Genomic DNA, 22,310 nt, shown 5'->3' on the forward strand with positions numbered 1-22,310 from the left:
TCGGAGATGGGTATAGGAGACAGGGGTGGGGGCGGCGGCCGCTTGGGCGGGCCGCCGTCGAGCGCACGCTTGACCGAGTCGATCGGGTCGCGCAGGTGCGCAGGGACATCGTCGCGCACGGGCGGCAGGATCGCGGTGCGCCGGTCGTCGGGCGCACCCGGTGGACGGCGCTGCATGTCCGGGCCGGGCGAACGGTGCCTCGGCCCGTCCGGCCGGTGCTGCGGGGGTCGCGCGTTCACGCCGTCAGATTGGTGCCCTGCGCGGGCATCCTGGCCTGACCGGTCGTGGCGCCTGTCGCTATTCACTGGCCGTGCGCGCACGGCTGCGCGCGGTCTGGGTGCGGCGTGATCCCTTGGGTGGCGGGATCGCGCCGAGCACATACGACTTGACCAGGTGATTCCAACTGCAGGTGCGGCATACCTCCACCACGTGGACAGAGAACTCGTCGTACCGGGTGGCCAGCAGGACGAGTTCTTCGGCGGTGCGCGCAGACCCCGACACGGCGCCCAGGTGATCGCCGAACACCCAGGACACCAGCGTCAACGGCTCCTTGCGGCAGATCGGACACATCACCGAACTGGGCTTGCCGTGGAACTTGGCGGCGCGCAGCAGATACGGATTGGCGTCGCAGACCTCCGAGACGCCGGTGCGTCCCGAATAGACCTCTGCCAGCAGGGACCGTCGCCGAAGGGCGTAGTCCACCACCTGTCGCTGCAATCGCACGCAGACCAGAGTACGTCGGCCCGCCGAGCACAGAAGCGTGGCGGGCGAGCCGTGGCGGCATCGAGACGATCTCGAGGCCATCTGGCCTGCGGTATCGACGCACCAACTCTTACGATCATCGACGTGGCCTCGGGCAGCTCAGCACGGCGGACGTCGGGCACGCGGGCGAAGGACAGCGACCGCAACTCCACGTGCGCGGCGCTGGACACCGCACTGGCCGAAGGTCAGCTCTCGATGACCGAACACGGCGAACGGGTGAAGGCCGCCACCACCGCGGCCACGCTCGGCGAACTGCAGACGCTGGTCGCCGACCTGCAGATCGCGGCCCCGCCGATCACGCTGTCGCCGCCGGAAAAGCGGCGCCTGCCCGTCGCACCCGGGTGGGGCATCAAGGCGGCCATCGCCGGCGTCCTGGTCGTGTTGGGCATCGCCATCGGCTGGGGGCTCTACGGCAACACCCCGTCGCCGCTGAACTTCACCTCCGACCCCGGTGCGAAGTCCGACGGTATCCCGGCCAAGGTGCTCACTCCGCCCCGGCAACTGCAGTCACTGGGCGGGTTGAACGGCCTGCTGGAGCAGATGCGGCAGAAGTTCGGGGACACCTCGGGATACTCGTTGACCGTCTACCCGGACTACGCGTCGCTGGAGCGCCCGGACCCCGCCGACGCGCGGCGCGTGCTGCGCTACAGCTACCGCGGCGGCTGGGGCGACCCGTCGACATCGGCCAAGGACGAGCGCGATGTGCTGGTCGACCTGGCTGCGTTCGACGTCGAAGAGGTGGTGGGTCTGCTTCGCGGGGCGCCCGAGACGCTGGGCATCAACGCCGCCGACGTCGAAAACATCTATCTGTCGATCGATCCGAGCAGCGACATCACCGCTCCCCCGGGGGCGATCGACCTGTCGATCTACGTGTCCAGCGAGTTCGGCAGCGGCTACGTCGAGCTCAACGCCGACGGCACCGTCAAGCACATCAGCTACCCCAGTAGCTGACCCGTCCGAAGATTGCGCGAGATTTGCGCGCTCCGATGTAGCGGTTAATATATCGGCGCGATACAGTTGGCTGACGTGTCGAGCCGTCGTAGCGACGGACAGGTTTCTCGAGGAGGTGTCCCCCGATGCTCGAACTCGCCGTCCTGGGGCTACTCCTGGAATCGCCGATGCACGGCTATGAGCTGCGTAAACGGCTGACCGGTCTGCTGGGTGCGTTCCGGGCCTTCTCGTACGGTTCGCTCTACCCGGCGCTTCGCCGCATGCAGGCCGACGGCCTGATCGTCGAGGACGCCTCCGGTGACGGTTCCCTGAAGGTGCGCCGCGCCCGCCGGGTGTATCAGCTCACCGACGCCGGAAAGCAACGTTTCAGCGAGTTGGTGGCCGACACCGGTCCCCAGAACTTTTCCGACGACGGTTTCGGGGTCCACCTCGCGTTCTTCAACCGCACACCGGCGGAAGCCAGAATGCGCATCCTCGAAGGCCGTCGTCGTCAGGTGGAGGAACGCCGCGAAGGTCTGCGTGAAGCCGTTGCGCGGGCGAGCAGCTCGTTCGATCGCTACACCCGGCAGCTGCATCAGCTGGGCCTGGAGTCCAGCGAACGAGAAGTCAAGTGGCTCAACGAGTTGATCGCCGCAGAGAAGTCTGCACAAGGACACGCCGGACAGACCTGAGCCAGGTCCCGGCGCCAGTCGAAGCAGTGAGTAATCCCGACAGTAGTTCTCGAAATACAGGTCGAGTTGGACAAGAGGAGAAGCCGTCATGACCGCAAGCAATGACGTCCGGGTCGCGATCGTCGGCGTGGGCAACTGCGCGTCATCGCTCGTGCAGGGCGTGCAGTACTACAAGGATGCCGACGAGAACGCCACCGTTCCCGGCTTGATGCACGTCAAGCTCGGCCAGTACCACGTGCGCGACGTCAAGTTCGTCGCCGCATTCGACGTGGACGCCAAGAAGGTCGGCTTCGACCTGTCCGAGGCCATCTTCGCCTCCGAGAACAACACCATCAAGATCGCCGACGTGCCGCCTACCGACGTCGTCGTGCAGCGCGGACCGACCCTCGACGGCATCGGCAAGTACTACGCCGACACCATCGAGATCTCCGATGCCGACGCCGTCGACGTGGTCCAGGCGCTCAAGGACGCCGAGGTCGACGTGCTGGTGTCCTACCTGCCCGTCGGGTCCGAGGAAGCCGACAAGTTCTACGCCCAGTGCGCCATCGACGCCGGTGTGGCGTTCGTCAATGCGCTGCCGGTGTTCATCGCGTCGGATCCGGTGTGGGCCAAGAAGTTCGCCGACGCCGGTGTCCCGATCGTCGGTGACGACATCAAGAGCCAGGTCGGCGCCACCATCACCCACCGCGTGATGGCCAAGCTGTTCGAGGACCGCGGCGTCGCGCTCGACCGCACCTACCAGCTCAACGTCGGCGGCAACATGGACTTCCTGAACATGCTCGAGCGCACCCGGCTCGAGTCGAAGAAGGTGTCCAAGACCCAGGCCGTCACGTCCAACCTGTCCGGATCGCTGGCCGGCAAGGTCGAGGACAAGAACGTCCACATCGGCCCGTCCGACCACGTGGCGTGGCTCGACGACCGCAAGTGGGCCTATGTGCGCCTGGAAGGCCGCGCCTTCGGTGACGTGCCGCTGAACCTGGAGTACAAGCTCGAGGTGTGGGACTCCCCCAACTCGGCCGGCGTGATCATCGACGCGGTGCGCGCCGCGAAGATCGCCAAGGACCGCGGTGTCGGTGGCCCCGTCGAGGCGGCCTCGGCCTACCTGATGAAGAGCCCGCCCAAGCAGCTCGCCGACGACGTCGCGCGCGAGCAGCTGGAGAACTTCATCGACGGGAAGTAACCCGCCAAACCCTCGTTGAGGCTGCGCTCACGGTGGAAGTCACTCGCACTTCCCCGCCGTGGGCGCAGCCTCAACGCATTTGGGGCTAGAAGCCAGCCTAGAAGCCGAAGCCGAGTTGGGCGGGGACGCCGGAGGCGAACGCGGCGTCCAACGCCGCCACCAGCCCGGGGTCGGCGCAGCGCAACCGGCCCGCCGTCGCGAACGCCGACGCGGGGTGCGCCCCGAAATACAGCGACCCCAGCACCGACAGGTCGGTGTGCACGTCGGCGTCCGCCGTCGTCGGGACGCACCGGGCCCGGCCGTCATGCACGTCCAGCGAAAACCGGCCGCCCCCACCCAACACCGGGTCCGAAATGTCCAGCACCACCGACACATCGGCTGAGTACGTGCGCGCCCGCAACGCGGCGGGGACATCGAGCAACCTCAACCACAACCCGTCGTCGACGCCGGTGGTGCGGACCAGCCGCGGATCGGTCAGCAGATACGGCAGCGGCTCCCCAGGGTGGGTGTGCACCGACACCGAATCCATCAAGTCCATGCCCAGCAGCGTGCGCCACAACGCCACGTGCGCGTCCGCGGTCACCGCGGCGAACTTGGTGATCTCGATTCGGTCTTTACGTTCACCGCCATGTACCCGGTACAACGCGAAACCATCGGGGTGCAGCAGGCAGAACAGGGCGCTTCCGCCGTCGCGGGCATCGGGGCGGTCGGTGAGCACGTCATCCCACAACTGGCGGGGACTGTGCAGACCGCCCGGCGTCTGCCGCCGCCACCGCTCGAAGATGTCCTCGAGTTGCTCGCGGTGCTCGGCGGCGTGGGCGAGGCGCACCCCACCGGGGTCGGCGACGGTGTCGTGGAAGCGCGCCGATCCCCGATCGACGGTCAGTCGAAGCGCCTCCGTTGCGCGCCCGTAGCCGAAGCGGCCGTAGATGCCGGCCTCGCTGGCCTCCAGACCCGCGATCGAGTAGCGGTCCATCCTGGTGTGCAGTTCAGCGAACATGGCCCGCAGCACACCGCGGCGGCGATGCGTCGGCGACACCGCCACCCATGAGATGCCCGCCATCGGCAGCACCGCGCCGCCCGGCACCGTCACCTCGAGGTCCAGCGCCACGGCGGTGCCCACGACATCGGGTCCGTCGCACGCCACCACCGCGCACCCCGGCGCCACCAGGCTCTGCCACATCTGGCGCGCGTCCGGTGGATGCCACAGCCCGAAACAGGTGGCGGCGAGCAGCGCCATTCCCGGCCAGTCGCCGTCCTCGGCGCCGCGGACGATCACCTCCGACGATGCAGTCACCTCCCGACGTTGACACACCGCGGAGGTGGGCCGCATCTGAATTTCGCCGGTGCGTACTGTTTCCCCATGGACGACACCGACGACGAGCTGGCCAGCCTGTCCGAGTTCATCTTCCTCCAGGAGAACGCCCGCCAGGCGGGCGTGTCCGGTCCCCTGCCCGCCGCCACCCGCATCGAGCACGGCCCCGTCAGCGCCGTGAAGTTCGGCGACGACGCGCCCCGGGTGGTGTTCCTGCACGGGGGCGGACAGAACGCGCACACCTGGGACACCGTCATCGTCGGACTGGGGGTTCCGGCGCTGGCCGTCGACCTGCCAGGCCACGGCCGGTCGGCGTGGCGCGACGACGGTGACTACGGCCCCAAACTGAACGCCACCGCCGTCGAACCGATGATCCGCGAACACGCCGCCGACGCGGAACTGGTGGTCGGCATGTCGCTGGGGGGTCTGACCGCGCTGCGGCTGGCGGTGAGCGCCCCGGAGCTGGTGCGCGAACTGGTCCTCGTCGACGTGACTCCCTCGGCGCCCGAGCGGCACACCGAGATGACGGACGCGCAGAAGGGCACCGTCGCGTTGGTGCAGGGTGAGCGCACCTTTCCCTCGTTCGACGCGATGCTCGAGGTGACGGTCGCCGCCGCGCCGCACCGGGACCGGGAGTCGTTGCGGCGCGGGGTCTTCCACAACGCCAAGCGTCTCGAGGACGGCACCTGGACGTGGCGGTACGACACCATCACCAAAGCCGAGGGCTTCGAGGGACTGTGGGACGACGTGCCCAGGCTCGACACCCCCACGACGCTGATCCGCGGAGCCAACTCGTTTTTCGTCAACGACGAGGACGCCGACGCGTTCGCCCGCACCGCGCCCGGTTTCCGGGGCGTGCACGTCGTCGCCGACTCGGGCCACTCGGTGCAGAGCGATCAGCCCCGCGTGCTGACCACACTGCTGCGAGGAATTCTCGAAAGCTGAAGCGTGCGGCCCAGGTAACCCCCGGCTGTTCACCTTCTGATTGCCTGCTGCTAGCCCGGCTGCCGTAATTTTCCGCGAGTCCCGGCCTCAGCCCGGCCGGTAGTCGACCGTGGAAGGAACAGCACCGCCATGGCGCTTGTGCCGCTCAATCTGTTTGTCACGCATGACGGAAAGTCCAAGCGACAGCACATCACGTGCGTCTACAAGTGCGGTGACGCCTGCTCCAAGCCGGTTCCCAACCGCAGCGACAACGAGTACTTCGGCGACATCGTCAAGACCCTGTCGCGGCGGTCCATGTTGCAGGCCGGCGGCGTCGCGGTGCTCGCCGTCGGCGCCGGTTCCGTCCTGGCCGCGTGCTCGAGCGATTCTCAGCCCGCAGCGTCGCCGACCTCGTCGTCGGCGGCCCCCGCCGGGCCGCCTCCCGGCATGAACTTCGCCTCGGTCGCCCCCAACAGTGAGGACGCCGTCGTCGTCGCCGATGGTTACCAGCAGGCCGTCGTGATCAGCTGGGGCGATCCGGTGCTGCCCGGCGCGCCGGCCTTCGACGTGACCAATCAGACCGGCGACGCCCAGCGCGGCCAGTTCGGGTTCAACAACGATTTCGCCGGTCTGCTGCCCGTTCCCGGCAGCCGCAACCGCTTCCTGCTGGTCACCAACTTCGAGTACGTGACACCGCAGTTCATGTTCTCCGGCTACAACCCTGACGCGCCCACGCGCGACCAGTTCGATGTCGAGATCGCCGCGGTCGGCATGGGTGTCGTCGAGGTCGAGCGCACCCCGGAGGGTCTCAAACCGGTGATGGGCCGCTACAACCGCCGCATCACCGCCGACTCGCCGATGACACTGACCGGGCCCGCCGCCGGCAGCGAGTTCGTCAAGACCGTTGCCGATCCCGAGGGCCGCACCGTTGCAGGCACATTCGCCAACTGCGCCGGCGGTGTGACCCCGTGGGGGACGGTGCTGTCCGGGGAGGAGAATTTCCAGGACTACTTCGGTGCCGCCGAGGGCTCACCGACCCCGGCCCCGGTGCAGGCCGACCGCCTGGACCGCTACGGAGTGTCACTGGAACCCACCGAGCTGAAGTGGGAGACCTTCGACCCGCGCTTCGACCTCGTCGCAACACCGAACGAGCCCAACCGGTTCGGCTACGTCGTCGAGCTCAACCCCTGGGACCCGAACTCCACGCCGGTCAAGCACTCCGCGATGGGCCGCCTCAAGCACGAGGGCGCCAACATCTACGTCACCGACGACGGCACCGTGGTCGCCTACACCGGCGACGACGAGCGCTTCGATTACATGTACAAGTTCGTGTCGTCGAAGAAGATGCGGGATCCAGGACCTGACAAGAGCAACACCGCGGCGATGGCGCACAACATGACGATCCTGGACGAGGGCACGCTGTATGTGGCCAGGCTGTCCAGCGACATCCCGCCCAGCGACATCGACGGCTCCGGTGAACTGCCGCCGAGCGGGTCCTTCTCCGGCACCGGGACGTGGCTTCCGTTGTTGCGCAGCGGCGCCGACGGGCAGGCCGAGTCGCTGGTGGACGGCATCACCGCCCAGGAGGTGGCGGTGTTCACCCGAATGGCGGCCGACAAGGCAGGGGCGACGAAGATGGACCGCCCCGAGGACTTCGAGGCCAACCCGAAGACCGGCAAGGTGTATGTCGCGCTGACCAACAACAGCAAGCGGGGCGCGCCCGGTGAGGCGGGCCCCGACGCGGCCAACCCGCGCAACGACAACAAGAGCGGTCAGGTCCTCGAGATCACCGACAACCACGCGGGCACCGACTTCACCTGGGATCTGCTGCTGGTGTGCGGGGATCCCGAAGCCGCCGACACCTACTACGGCGGCTTCGACAAGTCGAAGGTCAGCCCGATCTCCTGCCCTGACAACCTCGCCTTCGACTCCCACGGCAACCTGTGGATCTCGACCGACGGCAACGCCCTGGACTCCAACGACGGTCTGTTCGCCGTCGCGCTCGACGGCCCGAACCGCGGCGAGGTCAAGCAGTTCCTCACTGTGCCGCTCGGTGCCGAGACGTGCGGGCCGGTCGTCACCGACGATCTCGTCACCGTCTGCGTGCAGCACCCCGGCGAGAACGACGAGAACAGCATCGACGACCCGCAGTCCCGCTGGCCCGAGGGCGGCAACGGCACGGCGCGCCCGTCGGTGGTGGCGGTGTGGAAGAACAACGGCCAGATCGGCGTCTGAGCGCTTGCGCGAAGACGAGACAGCAGAAGTCTGAGCGCTTGCGCGAAGACGAGACAGCAGAAGTCTGAGCGCTTGCGCGAAGACGAGACAGCAGAAGTCTGAGCGCTTGCGTGAAGACGAAACGGCAGAAGTCTGAGCGCTTGCCGGGCTCCGCATGTACCGAAACCGCGGCGAGATCGCCCATTCGCAAGAATTCACGATCTCACCGCAGTTTCGCGCCCAGTTTCGCGCCTAGGTTGGAGGCATGACCTCCTCCACTCGCCCCATCCGTATCGGCGTACAGCTGCAGCCGCAGCACGCGCCCCGCTACAGCCACATCCGCGACGCGGTACGTCGCTGCGAAGATCTCGGCGTCGACGTCGCCTTCAACTGGGACCACTTCTTCCCGCTGTACGGCGACCCGGAGGGCGCCCACTACGAGTGCTGGACGATGCTCGGCGCGTGGGCGGAGCAGACCTCGCGCATCGAGATCGGCGCGTTGGTGTCCTGCAACTCCTACCGCAATCCCGAACTGCTGGCCGACATGGCCCGCACGGTGGACAACATCTCCGACGGCCGGCTGATCCTGGGCATCGGTTCGGGCTGGAAGCAGAAGGACTACGACGAGTACGGCTACGAGTTCGGCACTGCGGGCGGCCGACTCGACGAGCTGGCCGCGGCGCTGCCGCGGATCGAGTCTCGGCTCGGCAAGCTCAACCCGCAGCCGGTGCGGGACATCCCGATCCTGATCGGCGGACAGGGCGAGAAGAAGACGTTGCGCATGGTCGCCGAACACGCCCACATCTGGCACGGCTTCACCGATGCGTCCACCTATCCGGGCAAGGCCGAGGTGCTCGACCGGCATTGCGCCGACGTCGGTCGCGATCCCGGTGCGATCGAACGGTCTTCGGGCGTGCCCGAGCGTAGCGCCGAGGCCGCGATCGAGGGTGCCGAATCGCTGGTCGCCTTGGGCGTCACATTGCTGACGATCGGCGTCAACGGACCCGACTACGACTTGACCGTGGCCGAGGCGCTGTGCCGATGGCGTGACTCGCGATAGTCCGGCGTCAGCTGAAGCCGCCGAACGTCGACGGTGGGTCGTCGCGGCGTGAGAGACTGGCGCGGCCATGCCGAAGAAGTATGGGGTCAAAGAGAAGGACCTCGTGGTCGCACACGTGGTCAATTTGGTCCTGACCGGCAAGCTCCGGTCGGGAGATCGCCTGGACCGCAACGAGATCGCCCAGGAGCTCGGCCTGAGCCGGGTTCCGGTCCAAGAAGCGGTGGTGCAGCTCGAACACGACGGCATCCTGTCGACCCGCTACCACCGCGGCGCCTACGTCGAGCGTTTCGACGAGTCCACGGTCCGCGAACACCACGAGTTGTACGGCGTGCTCAGCGGCCTGGCTTCGTCGCGCGCCGCTCAAGCCTGCGACCCGGAGATCGTCGCCGCCCTCGGCGAGCAGATGTCGGCGATGCGCGGCGGCAGAGACTCACGCACGTTCGACACCCACGCCAGGATGTTCCGCAACATCGTCAACGGTGAATACGCCGGGCCGCGGCTGCAGGCGATCATCGACTCGTCGCAGACGATGATTCCGCAGGCCTTCTGGGAGACCTATCTGGGGCATCGCGACGAGCTGCTGCCCTGCTACGAGGCGGAGCTCGCGGCGATCCGCGACGGCGACCCGGACGCGGCGAAGGGTGCGTGTGCGCAGCGTGCGGCGGTCATGGCGCGCATCCTGGTCGCCGAACTGGTCCGTCGCGGGGTGTTGCGGCCGTCGGCGCCGGAGCAGCCGGACGGCCCACGTTGATGCTGACCTGCGTCCACATCAACGCGGCACTGCGACCACATCCTCGCTGACCTGCGACCACATCATCGCTGACCTGCGGTAAGCCCGGGTAAAATTCGCTTGCGAAACCCAGCGACATCGTCTCCGACCGGCCAGAACCGGTTAGACTGACTGAATTATGGTCGAAGCAGATGCACAGGTCAGCGAGCTCGCTGGGGAGCTGCAGCGCGTGCTGTCCAAGGTGCTGGCCGTGTTGCGGCACACCGGGCGAACCTCGACGTCAGGGGATCTGACCCTGGCGCAGCTGTCCATCCTTCTCACGCTTTTCGACCAGGGCCCGATGCGCATGACAGAACTGGCCGCGCACGAGCGGGTCCGCACCCCCACGACCACCGTGGCGATCCGCCGCCTCGAGAAGCTCGGCCTGGTGAAACGCTCCCGGGACCCCTCCGACCTGCGTGCCGTACTCGTCGACATCACTCCCGAGGGGTTGGCGCAGCATCGAGAAGCGCTGGCCTCGAGGCAGGCCCACCTGGCCTCGCTGTTGAGCAAGCTCAGCGGCGAGGAGCTCGAGGCGTTGGCCAAGGCGCTGGCACCGCTCGAGCGGATCGCCGAATAACCTCGCGCGGCTCGCCGGGAATTCAGCCCAGCCAGTCCAGTACCGCGGCAGCGGTCCACGACTGCTGCATGCTGCCCAGCGGTTCACCGGTGAACGGCTCGTAGTACTCGGCGAAGGTGCCGTCGCTGGCTTGGCGCAGGCCCTCCCGGCGCAGGATCGAGGACCGCTCGGCCCATCCCCGCCGGGCGAAGCACCATGCGAACAGCCACGTCATCACCGGCCACACCGGACCGCGCCAGTATTCGCGCGGCCGGAAGTCGCGCGACACCGGTGACGTCGACGGGATCAGCGCGTAGGCCAGATCCGGGTGACCACAGAACCGCGGCCCCTCCAGCAGACGCAGCAGGGTCCTCTCCCGGTCGTGCGGCAGACCTCCACAGAGCAGCGGCGCGAACTGTGCGACCGTCTCGGTGGCGATCCACCTGTCCGCTCGCACGTCGTAATCCCTTGCCGCGCCGGTTCTCTGGTCGGTGGTCTCGATGACCCCGGACCGGAACCGGTCCGCCCAGGCGTACAGGTCTCGCACGTCGGCGTGGGGGCGTTTGTAGTCCTCACCGATCTCGGCGAGCACCTGACAGGCCACCGACAGAATCGCCGAGACGAAGACGTCCTCGACCGCGAAACTCACCGACTTCGACATCAGCTCGTCGTCGTAGCGGGCCGCTTTCATCTCCTCGACCAGCCAGAGGTACCGGTCGTACTCGAGGTCGCTGGGGCGCTGGGTGGCGTCGGTGTTGATCTTGTTGTCCTCGCGTTGGTACTCCGGCACATCGCCGGGCACCACGTTCGCGTAGGCGGCGTCCCACCGGGGTGAGTTGTCCATCCCGGACTCCCAGCCGTGGTACAGCGTGATCCGGCCCCGTTCGTTGAGGTCGCGGCATTCGGCGAGCCAGCGGTGCCAGCGCACCAGCTCCGCCCAGCGGCGGTCCAGGAACGACTCCGCGACCGCGCGGGTGGACCGGCCGCGGGTGCGCGCGTGGTCGAGGATGCGTTGCACGGCGATCGCATGCACCGGCGGCTGGGTGATCCCGGACGTGTGCCGAGCCCCCGGGGCGTTGGCCGCCAGCGCCGAGCAGGCCCACCGGGCCGGGCCCGGGAAGTAGCCGTCGACGCCGTTGGCGAACACGATGTGCGGGATCATGCCGTTGCGCCACTGCGCCGACAGCAGCGTGTCGAGCTCCACCACCGCCCGCTCGACCGACAACGGAGCCAGTCCGATGGACACGAACGCCGCGTCCCAGCTCCACATATGCGGATACAGCAGCGGCGCCGCGGTGGTCATCACACCGAGGTCATTGCCCCGCAACAGATAGGCCGCGCGGGCCGCGAGTTGCGTGGGCGTGAAGCTGGGATCGTGGGGCATCGCCCTTCATCATGCGACGAGTTCGCCCGCCGCGCAGATCGGTAAGGTTCGATTCGTGCCGACCGCCATGATCACCGGGGCCTCCGGCGGACTGGGCTCCGCCCTGGCCGATGCGCTGGCCCCCACCCACACGCTGCTGCTCGCCGGCCGCCCGTCCCCCCGCCTCGATGCCGTCGCCGAGCGCCTCGGCGCCACCACCTGGCCGATGGATCTCGCCGACCCGGACTCGCTGGCCGCGGTCGTGGAACCGATCGTCGAGCTCGACGTGCTCATCCACAACGCCGGGGTGGCCTATCCGGGCCGGGTCGCTGAGACCTCGGTGGACGAGTGGCGCTCCTCGATGGCCGTCAACGTCATCGGCGCGGTGGCGCTGACCCTGGAGCTGCTGCCCGCGCTGCGTGCGGCGCAGGGGCATGTGGTGTTCATCAACTCCGGGTCGGGTATCAACCCGTCCCCCGGGCTGGCGTCGTATTCGGCGAGCAAGTTCGCGCTGCGCGGGTTCGCCGGTTCGCTGCGCACCGATGAACCGTCCCTGCGTGTCACCTCGATCCATCCGGGCCGCATCGCGACCGCGATGCAGGAGGATCTGGTTGCCTACGAGGGCCGCGACTACGACCCCGACCAGTTCCTGAGCCCGCAGACCGTCGCCCGGGTCACCGCGGACGCCATCAACGCTCCCCGCGACGCCCACATCCACGAGGTGATCGTCCGCCCGCGGTGACCCCGGCCCACTCGTCGTCGGCCCACGACCGGAACCACGCCGAGCCGCCGGCTACAGGACCACGTTGACCAGTCGGCCGGGGACCACGATGACCTTCTTCGGGGTCCGGCCGTCGAGGAACGCCACGACCTTCTCCTCGGCCAGCGCCGCGGCCTGCACCGCGTCGTTGTCGGCGTCGGCGGCCACCGTTACCCGGCCCCGCACCTTGCCGTTGACCTGAACGGGGTACTCCACGCTGTCCTCGACCAGGTAGGCCTCGTCGGCGACCGGGAAGGGCCCGTGCGCCAACGACGAGTCGTGGCCGAGACGCCGCCACAGTTCCTCGGCCAGGTGCGGCGCCAGCGGCGCGAGCATCAGCACCAACGGCTCGAGCGCGGCCCGGCTGGTCACCGACTGCTTGGTCAGGTGGTTGGTGAACTCGATCAGCTTGGCCGCCGCGGTGTTGTTGCGCAGCGCGGCGTAGTCGTCTGCCACGCCGGCGATCGTGCGGTGCAGCAGCCGCAGCGTGGCATCATCGAGCTCGTCGTCCGTGGCCACCGTGGCGCCGCTGTCCTCGGAGACCACCAGCCGCCACACCCGCTGAAGGAAACGGTGCGCTCCGACAACATCTTTGGTTGCCCACGGCCGCGATGCCTCGAGCGGACCCATCGACATCTCGTAGACGCGCAATGTGTCGGCGCCGTAGTTGTCGCAGATCTCGTCGGGTGACACCGAGTTCTTCAGGCTCTTGCCGATCTTGCCGAACTCCTGCTTGACCTCGATCTCACCGTCGGGGCCCGGCCAGAAGAAGCGGCCGTCGCGTTCGACGACCTCGGCCGCGGGCACGTAGGCGCCACGCGGGTCGGTGTAGGCGAACGCCTGGATGTAGCCCTGGTTGACCAGACGCCGGTAGGGCTCGCGGGAACTGACGTGGCCCAGATCGTGAAGCACCTTGTGCCAGAACCTGGAATACAGCAGGTGCAGCACCGCGTGCTCGACCCCTCCCACGTACAGGTCGACACCACCCGGATCGTCGGGGCCGTGCTCGGCCGGCCGCGGGCCCATCCAGTACGCCTCGTTCTCCGGGGCGCACATCTGGTCCTGGTTGTGGGGGTCGGTGTATCGCAGTTCGTACCAGGAGCTTCCGGCCCACTGCGGCATCACATTGGTGTCGCGGGTGTACTTCTGGATCCCGTCGCCGAGGTCGAGCTCGACGTTGACCCAGTCGGTGGCCTTCGCCAATGGGGGCGACGGCTCGCTGCCGGCATCGTCGGGATCGAACAGCACAGGCGAATAGTCCGGCACGTCCGGAAGTTCCACCGGAAGCTGCGATTCCGGCAGCGGGTGCGCCCGCCCGTCGGCGTCGTAGACGATCGGGAAGGGTTCGCCCCAATACCGCTGCCGCGCGAAAAGCCAGTCGCGCAACTTGTATTCGACGCGCGCCCACCCGCGGCTGTCGGCGGTCAGCTTCTCGGTGATGGCTGCCTTGGCCTGCCCGACGGTCATCCCGTTCAGAAAGCCGGAGTTCACCAGCTCGCCGTCACCGGTGTAGGCCGCCTCGGTGACGTCGCCGCCGGAGACGACTTCGACGATCGGCAGACCGAACTCGGTGGCGAAGTCCCAGTCGCGCTGGTCCCCACTGGGCACCGCCATGATCGCGCCGGTACCGTAGCCGGCCAGCACGTAGTCGGCGATGAACACCGGGACCTGTTGCCCGTTGGCAGGATTCACCGCGTAGGTGCCCAGGAACACCCCCGTCTTGGTCTTGTTCTCCTGACGCTCCAGATCCGACTTCGCCGCGATCGCCGCCCGGTAGGCCGCGACCGCCTCCGCCGGCGTCGCCGCCCCGTACGTCCAGCGCGCATCGACACCGTCGGGCCAGGTCTTCGCAACCAGGGCGTCCACCAGTTCGTGTTCGGGGGCCAGCACCATGTAGGTGGCCCCGAACAGCGTGTCCGGACGGGTGGTGAACACCTCGATGTCGCCGGCGTCGGTGCCGAACAACACCGACGCTCCGGTGGAACGCCCGATCCAGTTGCGCTGCATGGTCTTGACCTTGTCCGGCCAATCGAGCACATCGAGATCCTCGAGCAGCCGGTCGGAGTACGCGGTGATCCGCATCATCCACTGCCGCAACCTCTTCCGGAATACCGGGAAGTTGCCCCGCTCGCTGCGTCCGTCGGCGGTGACCTCCTCGTTGGCCAGCACGGTGCCCAACCCGGGGCACCAGTTGACCACCGAGTCGGACAGGTAGACCAGGCGGTGCCCGTCGATGACGTCGGCGCGCTCCCCGGCGCTGAGCGCCGACCAGTCCCGGCCGTCCGCGAGCGGGCGCGTTCCCGCGTCGAACTCGGCGATCAGTTCGGCGATCGGGCGGGCCCCGCCGAGCTCGGGATCGAACCAGGCGTTGTAGATCTGCAGGAAGATCCACTGCGTCCACTTGTAGTAGTCGACGTCGGTGGTGGAGAAGCTACGCCGCGAGTCGTGGCCCAGCCCGAGTCGTCCGAGCTGGCGCCGGAAGTTGACGATGTTGGCCTCGGTACGGGTGCGCGGATGGGTCCCGGTCTGGATGGCGTACTGCTCGGCGGGCAACCCGAATGCGTCGAAGCCCAACGCGTGCAACACGTTACGGCCGGTCATCCGGAAGTAGCGGGCGTAGACGTCGGTCGCGATGTAGCCGAGCGGGTGCCCGACATGCAGACCCTCACCCGACGGATACGGGAACATGTCCTGGACGAACATCTTGTCGGTCGGCACCCTCTTGTCGATGGGCAGCGACGCGCCGTCGGCGGGGGCCAGCGAGCCGACCGGGTTGGCCACGTCGAACGTTCCGCGGGCCTGCCACTCCTGCTGCCAGCCACGCTCGATGTCCCCGGCGAGCTCGGCGGTGTAGCGGTACCGGGGGGTGTCGGCGTCGGCAGCAGGCGGCGCGGTCGGCGTTTCGGTCACCTCACCAGGGTATAAGCCCGCCGATCGCGATCTTCCGGGCCACGGGTTGATCTCGGTTCCGTTGCGGATGCGTCAGGGGTTGATTCCAGGTCGATCCCAGCACTGGTGGCTGCGCGAACCGCATGGATACATTCGTCGCCTGAACCGGGTGAGCTGCCCGGAACCACGGAAACACACGTCGGGAGAGGAACGGGAGGGCTGCACTCGATGAGCGAAATCACCCGCCAGTGGCGGGTCATGGCAGGAGGAATCGGGGCGTGCGCCGCAGGCGTCGCCGGAGTCCTCGGTTTGGCGGGCACGACCGCGTCGGCGCAGCCGGCGATCCCCCAGCCGCCGCTGCCCGCTCCAGCCCCCGCGACCGTCACCCAGACGGTCACCGTGGCGCCGCAGGCCGGGGATCAGGCCCTGGCCCAGGCCGGCGCCGCGCCCGCTGCGGCGGGTCCCGCCGCCGTCCCGGCCGGCATCAGCTCCCCCGCCCTGCCCGCGCCGCCCCCGTCGACCATCGCTCCGGCGACCTCGGGCACGCTGCGGGAGTTCTTCGCGGCCAACAACGTCACCCTCGAACCGCAGTCCAGCATCGGATTCCGTGCGCTGAACATCGTGCTGCCCATGCCGCGCGGCTGGGAACACGTGCCCGATCCGAACGTCCCCGACGCGTTCGCCGTGATCGCCGACCGGGTGGGCGGCAACGGCCTCTACACGTCCAACGCCCAGATCGTGGTCTACAAGCTGCTCGGGGAGTTCGACCCCAAGGAGGCGATCAGCCACGGCTTCGTCGACAGTCAGCAGCTGCCGGCCTGGCGGTCCACCGACGCCTCGCTGGCCGACTTCGGCGGGATGCCGTCGTCGGTGATCGAGGGGACCTACCGGGAGAACGCGATGACGCTGAACACGTCGCGGCGCCACGTCATCGCCACCTCCGGCGCGGACCGCTACCTCGTGTCGCTGTCGGTGACCACCAGCGTCGACCAGGTCGTCGCCGCCGCCGACGCCACCGACGCGATCGTCAACGGTTTCAAGGTCAGCGTCCCCGGAGCCACCCCACCGGCACCGGCGGCCGCCCCGCCTGCACCCGCCGCGCCGCCTGCGCCTGCCGCGCCCGCCGCGGCACCTCCAGCTCCCGCCGTCCCCGCAGCGGTCACCGCGCCGCAGATGTTGGGGCTGCAGGGATAGAGCCGTCGTCCCCCGGGCGAAGCCTGGCGCCCGGGGGACGGCACCCTGACACGCCGTATTCTTCTGGTCATGTTCGTCGCCGCAGTCGTGTGCCTGTGCGCCGCCGCCGTGACCGGCGCGCTGGGCGCGTGGTTCCTGACGCGGCCGCCATCGCCGGACTACGTCCTGCGGGTCCTGCGCGCGGTCGCCCCGACGCAACTCGCGGCAGCCGCGATGCTGGTCGCCGGTGCGGTCATCGGGTTCGTCGCACCGGCTCCGACGTCGACGCTGCTGCTGATCCTGTGCGTCCTCGGGGCAGTCGGAACCGTCGCCGCCGGGTGCTGGCAGGCCGCGAAGGCGGTGGCGCTGACGCAGGCCCGCGCGGAGGCCGACCGGCAGTCCGGCGGCGGATGTGCCGGCGAGAGCGGTGGTGGGTGTGCCACCTGCACGCTGTCCTGCTCGGACCAGAAGGGTTAGTTGCGGCTCAGATCGATGGGGTGGGTGGCCAGCATGGCCAGCGGCATCGGCTGACGCCGCAGCACCCGGGCCCACAGATCGACCTGCGGCTCGACCAGGACGTCCGACGGCAGCGCCGAGAGCACGATCCAGTCGTCGCGCTCGATCTCACCCTCGAGCTGCCCGATCGTCCAGCCCGAGTATCCGGCGAAGATCCGCACCCCCTCGACCATCGGGGCGATCGTGGCCGGATCGGCATCGAGATCCACCATGACCATGCGCCCCTGTATGTGGCGCAGCCCGGCCACCGCACTGTGGTCCACTCCGACGCGCAGCGTGGCCAGGCACAGCGCGGCGTCCCGTTTGACCGGGCCGCCGATGAACATCGTCTTCGGTTTGGTCGCCAGCTGCGCCCATTGCGGCAACACGTTGTAGACCGCGGTCTCGCTGGGCCGGTTGAGCACCACCCCGAGCGTGCCGCCGTCGTTGTGTTCGACGACGTAGATCACGCTGCGGCGGAACGTCGGCTCCAGCAGATCGGTGTTAGCCAACAGCAGGGTGCCAGCACGCACGCGGTGCGCCGCGGGGGCGACGAAATCCTCCGGATCCTCTGGCTGACCCATCCGCCCATCATGTCATCACCGGGGGCCGATGGTGGCGCGCAAGCGCCGGACGACACCATATTTGTAGTGTGGATGCGGTCGCGGACATCCGCCCGTCAACGCTCGTGTGACGCGTCGCCGGACCCCCGACGTTCCACCACCGTCAACAGGATGTGAAACCCGTGCCCAACCTCCGCGCGCTGGCCCACGTGTGGCGTTCGGTACGCGCGCTGCCCGAATTCCGGCGCCTGCTGGAACTGCGGGCGGTCAGCCAGTTCGGTGACGGCCTGTTCAACGCGGGGCTGGCCGGCGCCATCCTGTTCAACCCGGAACGCGAGGCCGCGCCCTGGGCCATCGCCGGTGCCTTTGCGGTGCTGTTCCTGCCCTACTCGCTGCTCGGGCCGTTCGCCGGCGCCCTGTTGGACCGCTGGGACCGCCGGTTGGTGCTCATCGGGGCCAACACCGGGCGGCTGGCCCTGATCCTCTGCGTGGCCGCGCTGCTCAGCGCCGGAGTCGGCGATCTACCAATCCTGTTGGGCGCGTTGATCGTCAACGGGTTCACCCGCTTCGTGTCGTCGGGAATCTCGGCGACGCTGCCGCACCTGGTGCCGCGCGAGCAGGTGGTCGCGATGAACGCGGTGTCTGTGGCCACCGGAGCCGCGGCGGCGTTCTTCGGGGCGTTCTTCATGCTGGTGCCGCGCTACCTGTTCGGCGCCGACGACACCGGCGGGGCCGCGGTCATCTTCCTGGTGTCGGCACCGGTGGCGATCGCGCTGTGGCTGTCCGTCCGGTTCCCCGCAGGCATGCTCGGGCCCGACGCGAGTGCCCGCGCGGTGCACGGTTCGGTGGCCTACGCGGTGGCCACCGGATGGGTGCACGGGGCACGCACCGTGGTCGCGGTGCCCACCGTGGCCGCGACCCTGTCGGGCCTGGCCGCGCATCGCATGGTCTTCGGCCTGAACACGCTGCTGGTGCTGGTGCTGGTGCGGCATGTCGAGGCGGCCTCGGTCGCCGGCCTGGGCACCACGGCGCTGTTCGTCGCCGCCGCCGGCACCGGCTCGTTTCTCGCCACGGCGATCACGCCCGCCGCGGTGCAGCGGTGGGGCCGGTACACGACACCGAACGCGGCGCTGGCGTTCGCTGCGGTGGTGCAGCTGTGCGGGGTCGGGCTGCAACTGCCGGTGATGGTGGTGTGCGGCTTCCTGCTCGGCGCTGCGGGGCAGGTGGTCAAGCTGTGCGCCGACACCGCGATGCAAGTCGACGTCGAGGACGCGCTGCGCGGCCATGTCTTCACCGTGCAGGACGCGTTGTTCTGGATCGCGTTCATCGCCGCCATCGCGGCCGCCGCCGCGGTCGTCCCGGCCGACGGTCACGCCCCGGCCATCGCTCTGGCGGGCTCCGGCATCTATCTCGCCGGCCTGGCGGCACACGCCACCGTCGGCCGCCGCGCCACCCCACGCGGTTAAGGTGACCGGCATGGCCGGAGCAGCCCCGATCGTCGACGATCTACGCGCCGAGAGCGACGCCCTCGACGAGCTCGTCGCCGACCTGCCCGCGCAGCGGTGGACCACCGCCACCCCGGCTGCCGGCTGGACGATCGCCCACCAGATCGCCCACCTGCTGTGGACCGACCGGGTCGCGCTCATCGCCGTCGAGGACGAACCCGGGTTCACCGCGGTCCTGGGTGCCGCGGCCGAGGATCCGTCCGGCTTCGTCGACGTGGCCGCCGAGGAGCTGGCGGCCACACCACCCGGTGAGTTGCTCGCGGACTGGCGCGCGACGCGCACGGCTTTGCACGACGCGCTGCTGACCGTGGCCGAGGGCCGCAAGCTGCCGTGGTTCGGCCCACCGATGAGCGCCGCATCGATGGCGACGGCGCGGCTGATGGAGACCTGGGCGCACGGCCTCGACGTCGCCGACGCGCTCGGCGTGACCCGGGCGCCGACCGCGCGCCTGCGCTCGATCGCCCACATCGGCGTGCGGACACGCGACTTCGCGTTCGCCGTGCACGGGCTCACCCCGCCGCCGGCACCGTTCCACGTGAAACTGACCGCCCCGGTCGGCGCCCCGGACGACGTGTGGTCCTGGGGTCCCGAGGACGCCGAACAGCGCGTCACCGGGTCGGCCGAGCACTTCTGCATGCTGGTGACCCAGCGCCGTCCCCGCGCCGACCTCGACGTGAGGGCCGAGGGCCCCGACGCCGAACGGTGGCTGGGAATCGCGCAGGCGTTCGCCGGACCACCCGGCGCCGGTCGCGGCTGACGCGCCGGCCGGCGGCGCCGACCAGCAGCCCCGGACCCCGGGAGCGGGACGCAGCCAAGCAGCGTTGAGACTGCACACCGTGCGGGAAAGTGCGAGTGGACCCCGCCGTGGATGCAGTCTCAACGTCCCTGGGCCCCGCACGGCCCGGTCTCAACGTCCCTGGGCCCCGCCCGGGAAATCAACCCCTAGGGAGACCCGACCGTATCGGCGCGGCCGTCGCCGTCGGTGTCCCCCAGACGCAGATCCCAGCGGCCGTCACCGTCGGTGTCCACCCACGCCGACCCCGCACCGAACGCCCGATCCGCCAGTCCGTCACCGTCGGCATCGGCCAACCGCTCGGCCGCCCCGTCACCGTCCAGATCGGCGACATCGGTGCCGAGACGTTCCAGCCCGTCCAGACCGAACCACCGCAATCCCCCGGCCCGGTCGGCACCCAGCGCCCAGGTGCCGGTCCCGTCGTCGGTGACCGACAGCTCGGCCACACCGTCGTCGTCGACGTCGAGCAGCGCCTCGTCGGCCAACCCGTCACCATCGGTGTCCAGCAGCATGTCGTCGAGCAGCCCGTCGCGGTCGACGTCGATCCCACCGACCTCCGGCCCGCCGTCGACCGTCCACATCGTCGCCGAACCGTCCGGCTCACCCAGGCAGTAGTCCACACCCGGTCAGACGCCGGAGCCGCCCTGCTGGTTCCACCACGTCAGCAACTCGGCGATCGCCTCGTCACGCTCGAGTGGGCCGCGGTCCAGCCGCAGCTCCTTGAGGTACGTCCACGCCTTTCCCACCTGCGGACCGGCCGGGATACCGAGGATCGCCATGATCTCGTTGCCATCGAGGTCCGGGCGCACCCGGGCCAGGTCCTCCTTGGCGGCCAGCTCCTCGATCCGGCGCTCCAGATCGTCGTAGTTGGCCTGCAGTCGCGCCGCCCGACGCTTGTTGCGGGTGGTGCAGTCCGCACGCACCAGCTTGTGCAGCCGGCCCAGCAGCGGGCCGGCGTCGGTGACATAGCGGCGCACCGCCGAGTCGGTCCACCGCCCGTCCCCGTAGCCGTGGAACCGCAGATGCAGATACACCAGCTGAGAGACGTCGTCGACCATCTGCTTGGAGTACTTCAGCGCCCGCATCCGCTTGCGGGTCATCTTGGCGCCGACCACCTCGTGGTGGTGGAAGCTGACCCCGCCGTCGGGCTCGTGCCTGCGGGTGTCCGGCTTGCCGATGTCGTGCAGCAGCGCCGCCCACCGCAGCACCAGGTCGGGGCCGTCCGGACCTTCCAGGTCGATGGCCTGGCGCAGCACCGTCAGCGAATGCTGGTAGACGTCCTTGTGCTGGTGGTGTTCGTCGATCGCCATCCGCATCGCCCCGATCTCGGGCAGCACCACCTCCCCCAGCCCGGTCTCGACCATCAGATCGATCCCGGCGATCGGGTCGGCGCCGAGCAACATCTTGTCCAGTTCGGCGGCCACGCGTTCGGCGGTGATCCGGCCCAGCTGCGGGGCCATCTGCTCCAGCGCCGTACGCACCCGCGGCGCGACCGTGAACCCGAGCTGCGAGACGAAGCGCGCCGCCCGAAGCATGCGCAACGGATCGTCATCGAAGGACACCTCCGGCGCCGACGGAGTGTCCAGCACACCTGCACGCAGCGTCGTCAGCCCGCCCAGCGGGTCGAGGAACTCCCCCGGCCCCTCGGCGGTGATCCGCACCGCCATCGCGTTGACGGTGAAGTCGCGCCGCACCAGATCGTCGGCGAGGTTGTCGCCGAAACGCACCTCCGGATTGCGCGACACCTGGTCATACGTGTCGGCGCGGAAGGTGGTCAGCTCCAGCCGGTCGGCGCCCTTGCCGACGCCGAGGGTGCCGAACTCGATGCCGGTGTCCCACAGCGCGTCGCCCCACCCGCGCAGGAACCGCTGCATCTGCTCGGGCCGGGCGTCGGTGGTGAAGTCCAGGTCGGCGCCCAGACGGCCGAGCAACGCGTCGCGCACACTTCCGCCGACCAGATACAGCTCGTGGCCGTGCTCGGCGAACAACTGCCCGAGACCGCGCAGCACCTCGGCATGACGATTCAGCGAAACCTGGGCAGCAGCCAGCAGCTCGACATCGGTTTCGCCGGGTGCGCTTTCTCGCCTGGGGTCGGGCACGTCCGATGAGCCTACTGGTCACAGCCGTATCACCGACCGGCGAGTGCGGCGGGAAGCACCGTTGACGGCAGCTACTATCGCTTGGGTGTCGGACGGGGAGCAACCCAAACCCAGACGGCGCCGAGGTCGGCGCCGCGGCCGACGCGCGGCAGGTCCGCCCGAACCCGGTAGCCAGGCGCCCGACAACGGCCGGACCGCCGGCGGGAAGCAGAACGCGCCCAACGCTTCCGGCCAGAACGCCACCCCCTCCCCCAAAGCCCAGAAA

At 69.1% G+C, this 22,310-nt stretch carries 21 protein-coding genes and 1 pseudogene; 14 read left to right on the forward strand and 8 right to left on the reverse strand.

Features of this window, described 5'->3' with window-relative positions:
• Both J3476_RS14645 and J3476_RS14650 read right to left on the reverse strand, forming a co-directional pair.
• Positions 1-239: hypothetical protein (locus J3476_RS14645; RefSeq protein WP_207067166.1), on the reverse strand; the 239-nt coding region annotated here is incomplete at its 3' end.
• 58 nt (positions 240-297) lie between these two features.
• Entirely contained in the window at positions 298-723 is a 426-nt protein-coding gene (locus J3476_RS14650; protein ID WP_173012147.1) for a DUF5318 domain-containing protein, read from the reverse strand.
• Positions 724-846: 123 nt separating this feature from the next.
• Between J3476_RS14650 and J3476_RS14655 the strand changes: the two genes are divergently transcribed.
• The 3 genes from J3476_RS14655 (at position 847) to J3476_RS14665 (ending at position 3,564) form a co-directional block, all read left to right on the forward strand.
• Positions 847-1,713 (forward strand): DUF1707 domain-containing protein, encoded by an 867-nt coding sequence (locus J3476_RS14655; RefSeq protein WP_207067167.1) that lies wholly within the window; start codon positions 847-849, stop codon positions 1,711-1,713.
• 125 nt (positions 1,714-1,838) lie between these two features.
• Positions 1,839-2,384 carry a PadR family transcriptional regulator gene (locus J3476_RS14660; RefSeq protein ID WP_207067168.1) on the forward strand — a complete coding sequence of 182 codons (546 nt, stop codon included), beginning with the start codon at positions 1,839-1,841 and terminating at the stop codon, positions 2,382-2,384.
• 88 nt (positions 2,385-2,472) lie between these two features.
• Positions 2,473-3,564 (forward strand): inositol-3-phosphate synthase, encoded by a 1,092-nt coding sequence (locus J3476_RS14665; RefSeq protein ID WP_207067169.1) that lies wholly within the window; start codon positions 2,473-2,475, stop codon positions 3,562-3,564.
• A gap of 97 nt (positions 3,565-3,661) precedes the next feature.
• Here the strand turns inward: J3476_RS14665 and J3476_RS14670 are convergent, their stop codons facing one another.
• Positions 3,662-4,897: an enhanced intracellular survival protein Eis gene (locus J3476_RS14670; protein WP_207067170.1), complete on the reverse strand. Its 1,236-nt coding sequence runs from the start codon at positions 4,895-4,897 to the stop codon at positions 3,662-3,664.
• A gap of 30 nt (positions 4,898-4,927) precedes the next feature.
• On the opposite strand from J3476_RS14670, the gene J3476_RS14675 reads away from it, so the two are divergent.
• The 5 genes from J3476_RS14675 to J3476_RS14695 all read left to right on the forward strand — a co-directional run bounded on the left by J3476_RS14675 (position 4,928) and on the right by J3476_RS14695 (position 10,426).
• Positions 4,928-5,824, forward strand: a complete 897-nt coding sequence (locus tag J3476_RS14675) for an alpha/beta fold hydrolase (protein WP_207067171.1) — start codon at positions 4,928-4,930, stop codon at positions 5,822-5,824.
• Between the two features lie 129 nt (positions 5,825-5,953).
• A complete protein-coding gene (locus tag J3476_RS14680; protein ID WP_207067172.1) occupies positions 5,954-8,038 on the forward strand; it encodes a PhoX family phosphatase in 2,085 nt (694 codons plus the stop codon).
• 244 nt (positions 8,039-8,282) lie between these two features.
• Positions 8,283-9,077, forward strand: coding sequence for an LLM class F420-dependent oxidoreductase (locus J3476_RS14685; protein WP_207067173.1), 795 nt, complete (start codon positions 8,283-8,285; stop codon positions 9,075-9,077).
• Positions 9,078-9,144: 67 nt separating this feature from the next.
• On the forward strand, positions 9,145-9,828 hold the full coding sequence (locus tag J3476_RS14690) for a GntR family transcriptional regulator (protein WP_207067174.1): 684 nt from the start codon (positions 9,145-9,147) through the stop codon (positions 9,826-9,828).
• Positions 9,829-9,985: 157 nt separating this feature from the next.
• Positions 9,986-10,426, forward strand: a complete 441-nt coding sequence (locus tag J3476_RS14695) for a MarR family winged helix-turn-helix transcriptional regulator (protein ID WP_207067175.1) — start codon at positions 9,986-9,988, stop codon at positions 10,424-10,426.
• A gap of 22 nt (positions 10,427-10,448) precedes the next feature.
• Here J3476_RS14695 and J3476_RS14700 read toward each other — a convergent pair whose 3' ends face one another.
• Positions 10,449-11,789, reverse strand: a complete 1,341-nt coding sequence (locus J3476_RS14700) for an amylo-alpha-1,6-glucosidase (RefSeq protein ID WP_207067176.1) — start codon at positions 11,787-11,789, stop codon at positions 10,449-10,451.
• 55 nt (positions 11,790-11,844) lie between these two features.
• Here J3476_RS14700 and J3476_RS14705 point away from each other — a divergent pair, with 55 nt between their 5' ends.
• The gene (locus tag J3476_RS14705) at positions 11,845-12,510 is read left to right on the forward strand and encodes an SDR family oxidoreductase (RefSeq protein ID WP_286183075.1); all 666 of its coding nucleotides are present in this window, start codon (positions 11,845-11,847) and stop codon (positions 12,508-12,510) included.
• Positions 12,511-12,561: 51 nt separating this feature from the next.
• Here J3476_RS14705 and leuS read toward each other — a convergent pair whose 3' ends face one another.
• Positions 12,562-15,438, reverse strand: a complete 2,877-nt coding sequence (gene leuS / locus J3476_RS14710) for a leucine--tRNA ligase (RefSeq protein WP_207067177.1) — start codon at positions 15,436-15,438, stop codon at positions 12,562-12,564.
• Positions 15,439-15,645: 207 nt separating this feature from the next.
• Here leuS and J3476_RS14715 point away from each other — a divergent pair, with 207 nt between their 5' ends.
• A complete protein-coding gene (locus J3476_RS14715) occupies positions 15,646-16,611 on the forward strand; it encodes an LpqN/LpqT family lipoprotein (protein ID WP_207067178.1) in 966 nt (321 codons plus the stop codon).
• Between the two features lie 69 nt (positions 16,612-16,680).
• A complete protein-coding gene (locus J3476_RS14720; RefSeq protein WP_207067179.1) occupies positions 16,681-17,067 on the forward strand; it encodes a hypothetical protein in 387 nt (128 codons plus the stop codon).
• Here J3476_RS14720 and J3476_RS14725 read toward each other — a convergent pair.
• On the reverse strand, positions 17,064-17,669 hold the full coding sequence (locus J3476_RS14725) for a YqgE/AlgH family protein (RefSeq protein WP_152519405.1): 606 nt from the start codon (positions 17,667-17,669) through the stop codon (positions 17,064-17,066). The two genes, J3476_RS14720 and J3476_RS14725, sit on opposite strands and share 4 nt — an antisense overlap.
• A gap of 161 nt (positions 17,670-17,830) precedes the next feature.
• On the opposite strand from J3476_RS14725, the gene J3476_RS14730 reads away from it, so the two are divergent.
• Positions 17,831-19,114, forward strand: coding sequence for an MFS transporter (locus J3476_RS14730; RefSeq protein ID WP_207067180.1), 1,284 nt, complete (start codon positions 17,831-17,833; stop codon positions 19,112-19,114).
• 10 nt (positions 19,115-19,124) lie between these two features.
• Positions 19,125-19,910, forward strand: a complete 786-nt coding sequence (locus J3476_RS14735; RefSeq protein WP_207067181.1) for a TIGR03084 family metal-binding protein — start codon at positions 19,125-19,127, stop codon at positions 19,908-19,910.
• 185 nt (positions 19,911-20,095) lie between these two features.
• Here the strand turns inward: J3476_RS14735 and J3476_RS14740 are convergent, their stop codons facing one another.
• Together J3476_RS14740 and J3476_RS14745 are read right to left on the reverse strand one after the other, a co-directional pair.
• A complete protein-coding gene (locus J3476_RS14740; protein WP_207067182.1) occupies positions 20,096-20,566 on the reverse strand; it encodes a pullulanase in 471 nt (156 codons plus the stop codon).
• 6 nt (positions 20,567-20,572) lie between these two features.
• A complete protein-coding gene (locus J3476_RS14745; protein ID WP_207067183.1) occupies positions 20,573-22,045 on the reverse strand; it encodes a CCA tRNA nucleotidyltransferase in 1,473 nt (490 codons plus the stop codon).
• A gap of 85 nt (positions 22,046-22,130) precedes the next feature.
• Here J3476_RS14745 and J3476_RS27965 point away from each other — a divergent pair.
• Positions 22,131-22,310 (forward strand): annotated as a pseudogene (locus J3476_RS27965) (NUDIX hydrolase); the annotation flags it as partial.

The sequence above is a fragment of the Mycobacterium sp. PO1 genome (assembly GCF_017312405.1).
GTDB lineage: Bacteria > Actinomycetota > Actinomycetes > Mycobacteriales > Mycobacteriaceae > Mycobacterium.